The following is a 15,000-nucleotide window of genomic DNA, read 5'->3' as shown; positions in this document are numbered from 1 at the left end:
GCATATCAACTACAGCACTTCACGGCCCGGAGCGGAATACCCCGGCCGGTTGCCCGGCCGGGCGCCGCTGGAGACCACCAGGCCCGTAGGGCAAAATGTTCAGGTGACCCAACTCCCGCACGTCCCGTCCGCCCCCATGTCTGCCCCAACTCCGGACAGCGCCATCCACGCCCAGATCGCCGCCGAGCTTGGCGTGAAGACCTGGCAGGTCAAGGCTGCAGTGGACCTGCTCGACGGCGGGTCCACCGTTCCGTTCATCGCCCGGTACCGCAAGGAAGCCACCGGGACGCTGGATGACACGCAGCTGCGCGAGCTCGACGAGCGCCTGCGCTACCTCCGCGAACTTGAGGACCGCCGTCGTACTATCCTCGAAGCGATTGCCGCGCAGGGGCAGCTGACCCCCGAGCTGCAGGCAGCGATCCTCGCCGCGGACACCAAGTCCCGGCTGGAGGACATCTACCTTCCGTTCAAGTCCAAGCGCCGCACCAAGGCCCAGATCGCCCGTGAAGCCGGGTTGGAGCCGCTCGCCGATGCGCTGCTGAAGCGGCCCGACCTGGACCCGGAACGCGAGGCTGCCAGGTACCTGAACGCCGAACACTCCATTGATGACGCGGCCGCCGCGCTCGCCGGCGCCCGTTCCATCCTCGTCGAGAGGGTTGCGCAGGATCCGGACCTCGCCGCAATCCTGCGCGAGCGGCTGTGGACGCAGGGGCGGATGGTGTCGCGGGTGAAGAAGGGCAAGGAGTCCGACGGGCAGAAGTTCGCCGATTACTTTGAGTTCGCCCAGGCGCCCACCGGGATGCCCTCGCACCGCGTGCTTGCGCTGTTGCGCGGTGAGAAGGACGGCGTCCTGGAGCTGGATCTCGCCGAGGCGGATCCGAACGACGACGACGCCCTGGCCGCCGCGCGTTCCCGTTACGAATCCGCTGTTGCCAGGTGCCTCGGGGTCGCCGACCGCGGCCGTCCCGCCGATTCGTGGCTGATCCAGACCGCGCAGATTGCCTGGCGCTCGCGTGCGCTGGCCCGGCTGACCGCCGACCTCCGCGGACGGCTGTTCACAGACGCAGAAGACGAGGCTGTCCGGGTGTTCGCCGCCAACCTTCGCGACGTCCTCCTGGCCGCACCCGCCGGAAACCGCGCCACTCTTGGGCTGGACCCGGGGCTGCGGACCGGCGTGAAAGTTGCCGTTGTGGATGGGACTGGCAAGGTGGTTGCCACCGACACCGTGTACCCGCACGCTCCTGCCCGGAAGTGGGACGAGGCCCTCGCCACCTTGGTGCGGCTGGCCCGGAAGCACAACGTGGAGCTGGTGGCCATCGGCAACGGAACCGCGTCCCGGGAGACGGACAAGCTTGCCGCGGAACTGATCAAGCTGCTGCCGGCCGCGGAGACGAAACCGCAGAAACTGGTGGTTTCCGAGGCCGGGGCGTCGGTGTACTCCGCTTCGGCGCTGGCCTCGGCGGAGCTGCCGGGCATGGATGTTTCCCTGCGCGGTGCCGTATCCATTGCGCGGCGGCTTCAGGATCCGCTGGCCGAACTCGTGAAGATCGATCCCAAGTCCATCGGCGTGGGGCAGTACCAGCACGACGTCACGGCATCGAAGCTGGAACGCAGCCTGGATGCTGTGGTCGAGGACTGCGTGAACGCGGTTGGCGTTGACGTGAACACTGCTTCGCCCGCGCTGCTGAGCCGGGTGGCCGGCGTCGGACCTTTGCTGAGCGAAAACATTGTGGCGTACCGAAACGAACACGGGCCGTTTGCCAAGCGCAGCGAGCTCAAGAAGGTGCCCCGCCTGGGTGCGAAGGCGTTTGAGCAGTGCGCCGGCTTCCTGCGAATCACCGGCGGAGCAGAGCCGCTGGACGCATCGAGCGTGCACCCCGAGGCGTATCCGATTGCCCGGAAAATCCTGGTGGCCGCGGGCTCGGCGCCGGCGTCGTCACTTGATCCACGCGCTTTCGTCGACGGCACGTTTGGTTTGCCCACGGTCCAGGACATCCTGGCGGAGTTGGACAAACCAGGCCGCGATCCCCGACCCGCTTTTGCCGCGGCGACCTTCTCCGAAGGCATCGAGAAGATCTCCGACCTCAAGCCCGGCATGGTGCTTGAGGGGACCGTCACCAATGTGGCCGCGTTCGGCGCATTTGTGGACGTGGGAGTGCACCAGGACGGCCTGGTTCATGTGTCGGCGCTGGCCAACCGCTTTGTCTCCGATCCCCGCGAGGTGGTGAAGTCCGGGCAGGTTGTCCGCGTGAAGGTTCTGGAAGCCGATCCGGAGCGGAAACGGATTTCGCTCACGCTAAGGCTCGACGACGAGCCGTCGCCTTCGGGTGGGCGGCAGCCCGCGCCCGGAGGCCGTCCGGCACGAGCGGCCGATGACGCTGCGGCACGCTCGGCCAGCCGGGGGCCACGCCCGGAGGCCAGCGGGCGCAAAGTCGCGTCGGCACCAACAGCAGCCACGGCGAGCCCGCCGAACACCGCGCTGGCCGAAGCCCTGCGTCAGGCGGGCGTTGCCACCTAGCGATTCCGGGTCCGTTCTGCCAGGCGGAGCGGCCGCCGGCGCTACCGCCGGCCGCCCCAGTCCCCAACCTCCAGCGCGGAGCCCGGTCAGCTCAGCTGCTTGGCGTGCTCCTCATGCGGAAGGAAGCGGACCGTCATCGCTTTGTAGCCGGGCGTGTTGGACTCCCGAGCCACGAGCCCGCGGTGCACGAGGGCGTTTGCCTCCGGGAAGTAGGCCGCGGCGCACCCGCGCGGGGTGGGGTAGTGCACCAGCCGGAACTTGTCGGCGCGGCGCTCCTCGCCCTGGAACGTGCTGATGACGTCCACCAGTTCGCGGTCCTGGAAACCGAGCTCGGCAGCGTCGTCCTTGTTGATCAGGATGACCCGGCGGCCGTTGGAGATGCCCCGGTAACGGTCATCCAGCCCGTAGAAGGTGGTGTTGTACTGGTCATGGCTGCGGATGGTCTGCAGGATCAGGTGCCCCTCGGGCGGGGTCAGGTACTCCAGCGGGCTGACCGTGAAGCGCGCCTGGCCGATGTCCGTCGCGAAGCTCCGCGTATCCCGGGGCGGGTTGGGCAGGATGAAGCCGTTCCTGGTCCTGAGCCGCTTGTTGAAGTCCTCGAAGCCGGGCAGGACACGGGAAATGTGGTCGCGGACAACGTCGTAGTCATCGGCCATCGCCTTCCAGTCCACGGCGTGGTCGTCGCCCAGGGTGGCCAGGGCCATGCGCGCCACGATGACGGGTTCCGCGAGCAGGTGGTCTGAGACCGGCTTCAGGCGTCCCTGCGTGGAGTGGACGCAGGACATCGAATCCTCCACGGAAAGGATCTGGCGGCCGCCCGGGTGCTTGTCATCGGTGTCTGTCCGCCCCAAGGTGGGCAGGATCAGTGACGTCCGGCCATGAACCACATGCGAACGGTTGGGCTTGGTGGAGATGTGGACAGTCAGCCCGACGCGCTGCATGGCAGCCTCCAGCATCTCGGTGTCCGAGCAGGCCAGCGCAAAGTTTCCGCCCATGGACACGAACACATCGACGTCGTCGCGTTCGAACGCCTCAACGGTTTCCACTGAGTCGACGCCGTGGCCCCGCGGGGAAGTGATACCGAACTCCTGGTCGAGGGCGGCGAGCAGCCATTCCTTGGGCTTCTCCCAGATTCCCATGGTGCGGTCGCCCTGAACGTTGGAGTGGCCGCGGACCGGGCAGGCGCCGGCGCCGGGCTTGCCGAAGTTGCCCTGCACCAGCAGCAGGTTGATGATTTCCTTGAGGGTGTTCACCGAATGCGGCTGCTGCGTCAGACCCAGCGCCCAGCAGATGATGGTGGCTTTGGAATTAACCAGCATCTGCGCCACTGTGGAGATCTGCAGGCGGGAAAGTCCGGTGGCCTTCTCGGTCTCTTCCCAGTCGATGCACTGCCGGGCGGCACGGTAAGCCTCGAACCCGGCTGTATTTGCGTCGATGAATGCGCGGTCCACCACCGATCCGGGAACGCGTTCCTCCTCCTCAAGCAAAAGATGGCCCAGGGCCTGGAACAGCGCAAGGTCTCCGCCTACCTTGATCTGCAGGAACTCATCGGCAAGCGATGACCCGTTGCCGATGACTCCGGAGACCGACTGCGGGTCCTTGAAGTTGAACAGTCCCGCTTCCGGCAGCGGGTTCACGGCAACGATCTTGCCTCCGTTGCTCTTGCAGTCAGCCAGGGCGGACAGCATGCGGGGGTGGTTGGTGCCGGGGTTTTGCCCGACGACGAAGATCAGCTCGGCCTCGTGGATGTCCTCGAGGGAAACGGTGCCCTTGCCGATGCCGATGGTCGGGTTCAGGGCGGTGCCGGAGGATTCGTGGCACATGTTGGAGCAGTCCGGCAGGTTGTTGGTGCCGATGGAGCGGGCGAACAGCTGGTACATGAACGCCGTCTCGTTGGCGGTCCGGCCGGACGTGTAAAAGACCGTGCGCTCCGGGGTGCTGGCCCGGACGTGCTCGCCGATGAGGTCGAAGGCTTCCTGCCAGGCGATGGGGGAGTAGTGGGTTTCCCCGCTCCGGACCACCATGGGATGGGTGATGCGGCCCTGGTTGCCGAGCCAGTATTCGGTCTTGGTCGAGAGCTCCGCGATGGAGTGTTCCGCCCAGAACTCCGGGGTGACCGTCCGGAGCGTGTTTTCCTCCGCGATGGCCTTAGCGCCGTTTTCGCAGAATTCGGCGGGCTTCCGCAGTCCCTGGGATTCCGGCCATGCGCAGCCGGGGCAGTCCGTTCCGTTCCGCTGGTTCAGCCGCAGCAGGGACTGGACGGTCCGGGTGACGCCGGCCTGGGCGAAGCCGCGCTCAAGGGCAACTTCGACCGCCTTCAGCCCGGCGGCCGACTTCTTGGGTTTGCCGACCAGCAGGTCATCTTCGTTGATGTCATCGACAGGAGCTCCACGTTTCATGGCTTCATACTCGCCGGTAATGGGGGTGAAAACGAAATGGGCGGTATGGTGGCGCGCCCGGTGTGCCGCGCTGGAACCGCTTACCGCGGCAATCCCACCGTTGGGCGCAAAGCGTGGTGATGCTGGTGTGACGTGCACCATAATTTGCGGAGGACCGGGCCGACGTTGCCGCGGACATTGAGGAGAAAATATGGGCTGGCTGGATCGTGAACACACTATTGCCCCACCGGGGTTCAACCGCTGGCTAATCCCGCCGGCGGCGCTGGCCGTACACCTGTGCATCGGGCAGGCCTACGCAACCAGCGTGTACAAGACAGCGCTGGTCAAGCATTTTGATGCCAGCCTGACCGAGATCGGGGTGATCTTCTCCATCGCCATCGTGATGCTGGGACTGTCCGCTGCGATCATGGGGACCTGGGTGGACAAGCACGGCCCCCGGAAGGCGATGTTTACCTCGGCTGTCTTCTGGGCCAGCGGCTTCCTGGTCGGATCATTGGGGATCTTCAGCGGCCAGTTGTGGCTCGTCTACCTGGGCTACGGCTTCATTGGCGGCATCGGGCTCGGCATCGGCTACATTTCGCCGGTGTCAACGCTCATCAAATGGTTCCCGGACCGGCCGGGCCTGGCCACCGGCATGGCCATCATGGGCTTCGGCGGCGGGGCGCTCATCGCCAGCCCGGTCTCAAGCGCCCTGCTCAAAATGTACGACCCCGCTTCCGGAGCGAAGGACTGGGTGGCCAGCGGCGACGCCGTCGGAAAGCTCTTCCTGTCGCTCGGCGTCGTCTATCTCGCCTACATGCTCTTTGGTGCCTTCACCATCAAGGTTCCGGCCCATGGCTGGACGCCCGCGGGTTTCGACCCTGCCAAGGTCAAGGCGGCAAAGCTGGTCACCACGGAGCACGTTTCGGCGGCGAATGCGGTGAAGACCAAGCAGTTCTGGCTGGTCTGGATCGCCCTGTTCTGCAACGTGACCGCGGGCATCGGCATCCTGGAGCAGGCAGCACCGATGATCCAGGACTTCTTCCGCCAGTCCGACGGCGTCTCCCTGGTGAGTGCCGCCGTCGCCAGCGGCTTTGTGGGACTGCTGTCCATCGGCAACATGGCGGGCAGGTTCGCCTGGTCAGCTACGTCCGATGTCACGGGCCGCAAGCGTATCTACATGGTGTACCTCGGCGTTGGCGCCGTTCTTTACACCGTGCTGGCACTGGCCGGCTCGGCCACCACGGCCCTGTACGTGATCCTTGCCTTCGTGATCATCTCTTTCTACGGCGGCGGTTTCGCCACCGTGCCCGCCTACCTGCGGGATCTGTTCGGGACGTTCCAGGTGGGTGCCATCCACGGCAGGCTCCTGACTGCGTGGTCTGCTGCGGGCATTGCCGGGCCGCTGATCGTGAATGCTTTCCTGGACGCCCAGGGGAAGCCGGGCCAGCTCACAGCGGCCTCGTACCAGCCTGCTCTTCTGACCATGGTCGGGTTGCTCGTGATCGGCTTCGTGGCCAACCTGATGATCAAACCAGTGGACGCCCGGTTCCACGAACCCCGCCCGGACAGCGTCCGGTCCGAAGTACCCGCAATGGAGGCCTGAGATGAGTTCAGTACAGCTTGCAGTCGGCTGGTCGATCGTAGGTATCCCGCTGGCCTACGGGGTGTTCCAGACCCTCACCCGAGTGGCCGCCCTGTTCGGGTGAGCTGACACCCGGGAGCGAACCAGGACGCTCCGGCCACCGCTACGGTGGCCGGAGCGTTGCTGTCTGACGGTGGATGAACAGCTCGCCAACTCTGTGGAAACAGGCCGGAGTTTGGCCGCGCCCGGCCTGCGGCGCCGCTACGTTAGTCCGTATGAAATCAACGGTTCCAGGGTTTACGCGGAAGAAAAGCGGGTCGCTGACGGCAGCGGGCGCGTTGGTTGCTTTGACGCTGATGGCTCCGCCGGTCGCCGGCGCGGCAACCGGCGGAGCCGGGCCAATCCCGGTCTTCGGGGAGGTGGCGCCTGCAACCAAACTCGACCTCGGCGCTCCGGACCTGCCGGAAAGCCGCACGGTGAGCACTGTTGCGCCTGGCGTGACCAGGACGTCAATTTGGCGGGGAACAGCAACCACCGCCCTGTTCTGGACGGCGGAGGTCACCATTCCGTCGTCGGACCCCAAAGTTTCCGCTTCCGCCTTGTCCAGCGAGCCCACTGCCCGACGGGTGGCTGCAGAGTTGGTCGCCGCGGGCTTCACTGCGCGCGTGGAACGGGTCGTCTCGCCTCAGCTGGCCGATGCTGGCGGCGAGCTTGGCTTCCGGGTTCGAGTCGGGGAATTCGCCAGCCGTGAGGACGCTGCTGCCACCATTGCCGGCGTCAAGGCAGCCGGCTACGCCGCGTCGGCCTGGTACGTCGGCTGGGACGGGGATCCGGCCAGTGCCGACCAGTCGCGGGGCCCGTGGAACCTTCAGGTTCTGACCATCGACCCGAAGGAGTTCGATGGCGAAATCGCTGCGACGTTCGGGCCCGACCTTGAGCGGCGGGAGACCACCAGCCAGCTCGCGGCGGACGCCGGAGCCGTTGCCGCCGTCAACGGAGGCTTCTTTGTTTTCGATCCTGCCGCCGGCGCGGAAGGCGACCCTGCCGGGGTCGGAGTCTACTCCGGGCAGATGCTGAGCGAGGCAGTAGGTGACCGGCCGGCATTGGTAGTCGACGGCAAAAAGGCGAGGGCCGGCGTCGAACGCCTCAGCTGGGAGGGTACGGTGTCCGACGGCGGCAGCGTCCTTCCCTTGGACGGTATCAACCGCGTGCCGGGGCTTATCCGCAACTGCGGCGGGACTCCGGATGACGTGGTGACCAGTGAGCCGCTGCACGACGTCACGTGCACAGACGCAGACGAGATCGTTTCATTTTCTCCGGAATTCGGTGCAACCACACCGGCGGGGCCAGGACTGGAGGTCGTGCTGGACGCCACCGGCACAGTGACCGCGGTAAACCGCAGCCGCGGCGCCTCCGTTCCTGCCGGGGGTGCCAGCATCCAAGCGATCGGGACCGACGTCCAAAGGCTCCTGGAACTGGCAAAGCCCGGGGCGCACCTGGGGCTGACGTCAGAGCTGGTTGCCGCGGACGGGAAAGAATTCGAGGCAGGTCCGGGCTCGCACGTGCTCAACGGTGGGCCCGCGTTGATTGAGGACGGCAAGATCGGAGTGACAGCGCGGCGCGACGGCATGGTGCACGACAGGAACCCGGGGATGTTTTACGGCTGGGCGCACAAACGCAACCCGAGAACGATTGCCGGAACGGACGCTGCCGGGCGGTTGGTCCTGGTGACGGTGGACGGGCGGCAGGCCGGTTCCCTGGGACTCAGCCTCCAGGAGTCCGCACAGGTGGCAAAGTCCCTGGGGCTGACTGAAGCGATCAATCTGGACGGCGGCGGATCCACCACCATGGTGGTCAACGGCGCAGTGGTGAATACGCCGTCCAATGCGGGGGCCGCCGAGCGGCCGGTAGGCGATGCGCTGGTGGTCCTGCCCGGCCGCGAGCCAGCCGCACACTGACAGGTCCGGTGCCTGCCCTTTTTTGACGGGTCAACCGGCCACGCTGGATGCGATCGCGCCGAAAACGCGCAGCATCATCGTCTTCCCGCGAGGGACCGACCAGGACCGTGAGCTTAGCTGCCTATGTGGGTCACCCCGAAGGACGCCCAAACACCCAGACAGCGGCCGGCGCCGCAGGGGCCGCAAGTGTACGCTCGCGCCCGGCCTCAGGTGTTGGCTCGCCATGGTGGGCAGATAGGCGGCTGGCTTAGGGGTGGCGGACTGCGGTGCGCGCCAGAACTGCCCGGTAACCTTCCCGGAACGTCGGGTAGGTGAACTCAAGCCCGGTTCCGCGGAGCAGCGTATTCCTGCAGCGTTTGTTGCCGCCGCGGGCCTCGCCGGCGGGTCCGACGGGCGGTTCCGGATACCCTATTTCCAAAGCCAGGAACCGCAGTACGTCCCCAAGTTCAGCGGGAGAGTTGTCCACGCCGACATATACCGGCGCAGGCATAGCTTCCATGGTGGCCAAATGCACTATCGCCGCAGCGGCGTCGTCCCGGTGGATCCGGTTGGTAAAGCGCTGCTCGTCGGGAATCACGGCAGTCCCGTTACGGACCTGATCAATCAACCGGGTCCGGCCCGGACCGTAAATCCCGCCCAGCCGCAGCACAACGGGCGAAGTACCAGTGCCGCGCAACCGCGACACCAGGAGTTCCTCCGCCTCGAGGAGGACACGTCCGGAGAAACCGCCAGGTGCCGCCGTCGTACTCTCATCAACCCAGCCACCGGCAGCGTCGCCGTAGACAGCGGTGGAGGACACAAAGAGCACCCGGCGCGGCGTCACGCCATCGCGTTTCAAGGCGTCCAGAACGTGCGCCAGCCCGTCCACATAGGCGGCATGGTAGGCCGCTTCCGTGGGTGAGTCAGCCGCAACGGCCACGACGACGGCGGCCGTGTCCGCCGGGACAGCGGGCAGATCCGCAGAGCCAAGGTCGGCCGCCACGCCTTCGATCGCAGAGGGCAGTTTTTCGGGCGAACGACGCCAGCCCACCACCCGATGCCCTGCCGCGGCGAAGCGCAGGCCCGCTTCGGTGCCAAGATCGCCGCAGCCGGCCAGGAGGATGGTCACGGACTCAGGGAGCGGGAACCGGGAAGAACACCCGGGGGTCCTGCAGGAGGGCCGGGTAATCGAACGCGGACCGGTCGATCACCTCGGTGACGCTGAAGGTGCGGCCGAAGCGGCCGTCGGCGAGCGTGATAGGACGGCCCAGCACCTGCCCAACGGCGAACTTGCTGCCGTCCTCAAACGAAACCGCGACAGTCGTCTTGCCGGGGAGGGTAGCGAACGCTTCCTCCTGCGCCTGGCGCTTCCGGGTGGGCTTCTTTACGAGCTGCTTGGGCGGCAGCTTGCGCGGCTGCTTGGACGGGCGGCGGGAACCGTCGTCGACATAAACGGGGGAATAGCCGTCTTCAGGAGCATCGGGTGCAACAGCGCCGCCGCGGCGGATCGGCGGCAGTGCCACGGTATCCAGCGTCTGGGGATCGATCTCGGCGTGCGGGTCGCGGAGGATCCAGAGGATGTCGCCCTCGGGTTCTGCCGGATAGAACTCGTGCTTGGGCTCCGGCCAAATGAAGTCCAGGTCCAGATCGGCGTCCGGGAACACAGCCTTGTAGAACTTTGGTTCCTTGCGGAGCAGCTTCGCGCGGTGGCTCAGGTGGAAATCAGGGTTTCCGAGCCACTCCGGCAGCGGGATCTTGGCCGCGTAGTCCGGGTGCGCGGCCTGGGGCGCGAACTCGGTGATGTTGGCGCGCGTGTTGTCTGCATGGCCGCGGTTGGTCCATTCGTCCACCATCGCCAGGCCGTACATGGTGAGCGCCGGAACGTGGCCCATCCACATGCGGACGGCGGGGTGGTCCAGCCAGCCGTACTCGGGAATCACCAGAGCCCGGAGGGTCTGCAGCGCCTCGACACGCTGCTTGCCAAGCCTGGCGGTGTCCAGTGCTGCGGCGCTCTGCCGGAAATCGGGATACGGAAGGAAGGTTTGCATCCCTTCAGTCTGACGGCATGCGGCGGATGTGCCAATTGCAGTGCCCGGCGCCACACGCGCGGGATCCCTGGCAGCGCCCCTCAACCGCGACAGGGCAGCGGAAGAGTTCACATAGTGGACCGATACATACAGCGGGAGCTGCTAACCACTAAGATCACCGAAACGCCCCACCGTCCCGGAAGCCCCTCATGACAATTTCACCTGTAGTGACCGCCGGTTCAACGCAGCTGTTTGTGCCCAAGTTTGGGCAGATGCTTGATCCGGAGGCCAAGGGCATCCTGGTCCTTGATGAATTTACCCTTGATCCGGCCGCGGCACGCCACGAGCAGCACGGCTTTCGTGCGGCCATGGCCTCAGTGGCCCTGACCCTTCGCCGGATCGTCGCGCTGCGGATCGTGATTGCGCTCGTGGCGATCGGCAACCTGCCCCTGTTCCTGATGTCCAGCGGCTGGTGGATCTACGCTGTCTCCCTCGCGTTGGTGATCGGTGTGCACCTTGCCGTCTCCTTGCTCAACAAGCACGAGCCCAAAGTGCGCCAGCGCCAGATGCTGGAACTTCACCTGCACCGCGAGAAGAGCGCCAACTACCGCAAGGTCCGCGACGCCGTGAAGTACATGATCGACACCCCCAGTCGCATGAACGAGCACCTCTACCTTGAACTGCTGGCGGCCAAGCGTGTGGCATTGAACCTCGCCCACGGCACGGTGGCACTGCTGGATACCACCGACGACGCCGCGTGGAAGGTTCGCATCGTCCGCGAGATTCCGGCCGCGGTCAAGGCAGCAGCCTAAGCACGAAGGATCGCGGACGGTAGGAAGATCAGGTCCCTGCCGGCCATTCAGAACACAACAACGGACGACGCCGGAGCTCCCCAGCGAGGGGCGCTCCGGCGTCGTTGTTTCCCGGGGGTGTTGCTGCCGGGCCTTTGTTGTTTCCGTGGGCCGTCGTTCTTGGGGAAAGGGGCGGATCCCGCGGAAAGTGTTGAAGCTTTAGGCGGGAAGCTGGAGGACCTGCCCGGAGAACACGAGGTCCGGGTTGGCAATTATGTCAAGGTTGGCGTCCGCCAGGCTCTGCCAGCCGCCCTCAACGCCAAGCTTGTCGGCGACGGTGCTCAGGGTGTCGCCGGGCTCAAGCGTGTAGGTCTCGCCACTCAGTTCCACGGGCGCGGCGTGCTGCGGAGCCGTCACGGCATCCGTCGCGGCAGGCACCGCTGGCACGCTCTCCACAGGCACCTGGACTGGCACGCTCTGGACCGGTGCACTCTGGGGAGCCACCGCCGTCGTACCCCCTCCGCCGCTCAGGCCAAGCTCCGCGGCGCAGGACGGCCACGCTCCCCAGCCCTGCGATGCCTGGACCTGTTCGGCCACGGCGATCTGCTGCTCGCGGCTGGCGTCGGCTGCGGAACCGGTTCCGCCGTAGGCAGCCCACGTGCTGGCGCTGAACTGCAGGCCGCCCGAGTAGCCGTTGCCGGTATTTGTGGCCCAGTTCCCGCCGCTTTCACACTGCGCCAGTGAATCCCAGGTTGTGCCGTCGGTGGCCGCGTTTGCTGCGGTGACGGAGAGTGCAAGGCCGGCTGCGGAAATGGCAGCGACGGCTACTCCACGGCGTGCGGCAGTACGAATGGTGGTGTTGTTCATGGTGTGATGCTCCTGAAGGCCACCAGCGCTCGGTCCGTCCCCGGAGGTTATTGCGCCACTGCCCGCCCCTGACGATATAGAGGTCAATTTTCGGTGTCTGCCGGCCGGGCAGTTCTGGTGGAGGCAGCACCGGGCATTCATGTCGCCCGCTTGGCGGGCTTGTATTTCACGCTAGGACATCGCCGGTCCGTTATCAAACCGAGATGATTTCTGGTGGTCCGCTGGTGACCGGCTGGGGAAGTGCCGCGGCCAGGTACGGTGCGGTGCGGCTGGCGGTGGAACCCGCGACGTCGGCGGCGGTTCCGGCGGCGACAATCCGGCCGCCGGCGTCACCGCCCGAGGGGCCCAGGTCAATGACCCAGTCCGCCGCCGCCACAACGGCCATTTCGTGTTCCACCACCACCACGGTGTTGCCGCTGTCCACCAGGCCATGGAGCTGGGCCATCAGCAGTTCAACGTCGGAGGGGTGGAGCCCGGTGGTTGGCTCGTCCAGGAGGTAGAGGGTATGTCCCCGCTGGGCACGCTGAAGCTCGGTGGCCAGCTTGATGCGCTGGGCCTCGCCGCCGGAAAGCTCCGTGGCGGGCTGGCCCAGCCGGAGGTAGCCCAGGCCCACATCCCCGAGGCTCTTCAGGCTGCGGGCCGCGGCCGGAATGTCGGCCAGGAATCCGGTGGCCGCATCCACCGTCAGGCGCAGCACTTCCGCCACATTCTTGCCCCGGTAGGTCACCTCCAAGGTCTCGGGGTTGTAGCGGGACCCGTCGCACTCAGGGCACGGCCCGTAGCTGCCCGGGAGGAAGAGCAGTTCAACCGCCACAAAGCCTTCGCCCTGGCAGGTTTCGCAGCGGCCTCCGGCCACGTTGAAGGAGAACCGCCCGGCGCCGAACCCGCGTGCCCTGGCCTGCTCCGTGGCCGCGAATTCCTTGCGCACCGCATCGAACAGGCCTGTGTAGGTGGCGAGGTTGGAGCGGGGGGTTCGCCCGATAGGTTTCTGGTCCACCGTGACCAGCCTGTCGATCCGTTCCGCGCCACTGACCGGTCCCACAGACAACGCCGTGGCCGGGCCCGCATCATCATCAGGTTCGGCCAGCTGCGGAGCCTGGTGATTCTTCAGCCCGGATCCCACAACTTCCCCGAGGACATGCGTCACCAGGGTGGACTTGCCGGAGCCGGACACCCCTGTCACTGCCGTCAGAACGCCCAGCGGGAACCGCGCATCCAGGTCCTTGAGGTTGTGCCGGCTAATCCCCGCGAGCTCCAGCCATCCGTCGGGCTCCCGGACCTGGCCTGCACGAGGCGTTGTGCCTGCACGAGGTGGCTCGCCGCCGTCGGGCCCGCTGGACCCGCCGCCGCGCGCCCCGCCGTCGTCGAACAGGAAGGGCCGGGTGACCGACTCCTCGATGGCCGCGAGCCCGGCAACCGGACCGCTGTAGAGCACCTCGCCGCCACCTTCCCCGGCGCGGGGACCTACGTCCACCAGCCAGTCGGCCCGGCGGACCACGTCCATATTGTGTTCCACCACGAACACCGAGTTACCGGAGGCCTTGAGCTGGTCCAGTACCGCCAGGAGCGGTTCGGCGTCGGCCGGGTGGAGGCCGGCGGACGGTTCATCGAGCACATAGATCACGCCGAACAGCCCGGACCGGAGCTGGGTGGCGATCCGGAGCCGCTGCATTTCGCCGGGGGAGAGGGTGGGGGTGGCACGGCCCAGCGCCAGGTATCCGAGGCCCAGATCCAGGAGAACGGTGATGCGCTGCAGGAGGTCGGCGGTGATGGCCACGGCCACCTCGTTTTCCTCGCCGGAGGACTGCCGGCGTGACGCGGTTCCGGCTTCCTTGAGCCCGGCGGTTGGGCGGATGATTTCGGCCAGCTCGGCCATCGGTGCGGCATTGAGGTCGGCTATGTTCCGGCCGGCGAAGGACACCGCAAGGGCTTCGGGCCGGAGTCCGGTGCCGCTGCAGCGCGGGCAGGGGCCGGACTCCATAAACGCCAGGACGCGCTCGCGCATGGCGGCGCTCTGGGAGTCCGCCAGGGTGTGCAGGACATAGCTTTTGGCGCTCCAGAAGCGGCCCTTGTACGGCTTGGCCACGCGGTCCCGCTCGGGCGTGACTTCCACGACGGGCTGTTCGTCCGTGAACAGAATCCAGTCGCGCTGCTTCCTGGGCAGCTTCCGCCAGGGCACGTCCACGTCGTAGCCCAGGTGGCTGAGGATGTCCCGGAGGTTCTTGCCCTGCCAGGCGCCGGGCCACGCCGCGATGGCACCTTCCCGGATGGTCAACGCGGGGTCCGGGACCAGGGATTCCTCGCTGACGGTGTGCGCGATCCCCAGTCCGTGGCATTCAGTGCAGGCGCCGGCCGCTGTATTCGGCGAAAACGCGTCGGAGTCCAGCTGACCGGCGCCGACCGGGTAGGTGCCCGCCCGCGAAAACAGCATGCGGAGCGAATTGGAGAGCGTGGTCACGGTGCCCACGGTGGAACGGCTGCTGGGGGCGCCGCGTCGCTGTTGAAGGGCGACGGCGGGCGGCAGCCCGGAGATCATCTCCACCTTGGGATTATGGCCCTGCTGGATGAGGCGGCGTGCGTACGGCGCCACGGATTCGAAGTAACGGCGCTGCGCTTCGGCGTAGATGGTGCCGAAAGCCAGTGACGACTTTCCCGAGCCGGAGACCCCCGTGAAAGCCACGATGGAGTCGCGGGGTACATCCACGTCCACGTTTCGCAGGTTGTTCTCCCGCGCGCCCCGGACACGGACGAAGCCGTCCGCCAGATGGCGGGGAGTGGGAAGGGAAAGATCGTCAGCCTGTTTAGGGTTCCGCATTGATCCGACTCTAGCCGCGAACCGGCCGGCGGGCGATATCCTGACCCGATGGACAACAACCGGGACACCGCCGCCGATCCGC

The 15,000-nt window shown here is 66.7% G+C and carries 10 protein-coding genes; 5 read left to right on the top strand and 5 right to left on the bottom strand.

The window, feature by feature from the left end:
- Positions 1–103: 103 nt before the first annotated feature.
- On the top strand, positions 104–2,518 hold the full coding sequence (locus ACX80M_RS12725) for a Tex family protein (protein ID WP_459309780.1): 2,415 nt from the start codon (positions 104–106) through the stop codon (positions 2,516–2,518).
- Positions 2,519–2,604: 86 nt separating this feature from the next.
- Here ACX80M_RS12725 and ACX80M_RS12720 read toward each other — a convergent pair whose 3' ends face one another.
- Positions 2,605–4,917 carry an FdhF/YdeP family oxidoreductase gene (locus tag ACX80M_RS12720; RefSeq protein ID WP_252599379.1) on the bottom strand — a complete coding sequence of 771 codons (2,313 nt, stop codon included), beginning with the start codon at positions 4,915–4,917 and terminating at the stop codon, positions 2,605–2,607.
- 190 nt (positions 4,918–5,107) lie between these two features.
- Between ACX80M_RS12720 and ACX80M_RS12715 the strand changes: the two genes are divergently transcribed.
- From ACX80M_RS12715 to ACX80M_RS12705, 3 genes are all read left to right on the top strand, one after another.
- Complete coding sequence (locus tag ACX80M_RS12715; protein ID WP_252599377.1) at positions 5,108–6,502, top strand: OFA family MFS transporter; 1,395 nt, start codon at positions 5,108–5,110, stop codon at positions 6,500–6,502.
- 1 nt (position 6,503) lies between these two features.
- Positions 6,504–6,605 carry an MFS transporter small subunit gene (locus ACX80M_RS12710; RefSeq protein ID WP_445260433.1) on the top strand — a complete coding sequence of 34 codons (102 nt, stop codon included), beginning with the start codon at positions 6,504–6,506 and terminating at the stop codon, positions 6,603–6,605.
- A gap of 151 nt (positions 6,606–6,756) precedes the next feature.
- Entirely contained in the window at positions 6,757–8,439 is a 1,683-nt protein-coding gene (locus ACX80M_RS12705) for a phosphodiester glycosidase family protein (RefSeq protein WP_459309779.1), read from the top strand.
- Positions 8,440–8,686: 247 nt separating this feature from the next.
- On the opposite strand, the gene ACX80M_RS12700 is transcribed toward ACX80M_RS12705, so the two are convergent.
- Together ACX80M_RS12700 and ACX80M_RS12695 are read right to left on the bottom strand one after the other, a co-directional pair.
- Positions 8,687–9,547: an SDR family oxidoreductase gene (locus tag ACX80M_RS12700; RefSeq protein ID WP_459309778.1), complete on the bottom strand. Its 861-nt coding sequence runs from the start codon at positions 9,545–9,547 to the stop codon at positions 8,687–8,689.
- Between the two features lie 4 nt (positions 9,548–9,551).
- Positions 9,552–10,466: an MSMEG_6728 family protein gene (locus tag ACX80M_RS12695; protein WP_459309777.1), complete on the bottom strand. Its 915-nt coding sequence runs from the start codon at positions 10,464–10,466 to the stop codon at positions 9,552–9,554.
- Between the two features lie 251 nt (positions 10,467–10,717).
- Between ACX80M_RS12695 and ACX80M_RS12690 the strand changes: the two genes are divergently transcribed.
- The gene (locus ACX80M_RS12690) at positions 10,718–11,257 is read left to right on the top strand and encodes a hypothetical protein (RefSeq protein ID WP_459309786.1); all 540 of its coding nucleotides are present in this window, start codon (positions 10,718–10,720) and stop codon (positions 11,255–11,257) included.
- Between the two features lie 198 nt (positions 11,258–11,455).
- On the opposite strand, the gene ACX80M_RS12685 is transcribed toward ACX80M_RS12690, so the two are convergent.
- Positions 11,456–12,103, bottom strand: a complete 648-nt coding sequence (locus ACX80M_RS12685; RefSeq protein WP_252599368.1) for a LysM peptidoglycan-binding domain-containing protein — start codon at positions 12,101–12,103, stop codon at positions 11,456–11,458.
- A 193-nt stretch (positions 12,104–12,296) separates the two neighbouring features.
- Positions 12,297–14,918, bottom strand: a complete 2,622-nt coding sequence (locus ACX80M_RS12680; RefSeq protein ID WP_252599367.1) for an excinuclease ABC subunit UvrA — start codon at positions 14,916–14,918, stop codon at positions 12,297–12,299.
- Positions 14,919–15,000: the final 82 nt, after the last annotated feature.

The sequence above is a fragment of the Pseudarthrobacter sp. MDT1-22 genome, from assembly GCF_054511035.1.
This window is presented reverse-complemented; position numbering and strand designations above follow the sequence as displayed.

Excerpts from the sequence above, each read along its gene's own strand:
- ACX80M_RS12720 (WP_252599379.1), bottom strand. The coding sequence starts at position 4,917 with ATGAAACGTGGAGCTCCTGTCGATGACATCAACGAAGATGACCTGCTG.
- ACX80M_RS12715 (WP_252599377.1), top strand. The coding sequence starts at position 5,108 with ATGGGCTGGCTGGATCGTGAACACACTATTGCCCCACCGGGGTTCAAC.
- ACX80M_RS12710 (WP_445260433.1), top strand. The coding sequence starts at position 6,504 with ATGAGTTCAGTACAGCTTGCAGTCGGCTGGTCGATCGTAGGTATCCCG.
- ACX80M_RS12705 (WP_459309779.1), top strand. The coding sequence starts at position 6,757 with ATGAAATCAACGGTTCCAGGGTTTACGCGGAAGAAAAGCGGGTCGCTG.
- ACX80M_RS12695 (WP_459309777.1), bottom strand. The coding sequence starts at position 10,466 with ATGCAAACCTTCCTTCCGTATCCCGATTTCCGGCAGAGCGCCGCAGCA.
- ACX80M_RS12690 (WP_459309786.1), top strand. The coding sequence starts at position 10,718 with ATGCTTGATCCGGAGGCCAAGGGCATCCTGGTCCTTGATGAATTTACC.
- ACX80M_RS12685 (WP_252599368.1), bottom strand. The coding sequence starts at position 12,103 with ATGAACAACACCACCATTCGTACTGCCGCACGCCGTGGAGTAGCCGTC.
- ACX80M_RS12680 (WP_252599367.1), bottom strand. The coding sequence starts at position 14,918 with ATGCGGAACCCTAAACAGGCTGACGATCTTTCCCTTCCCACTCCCCGC.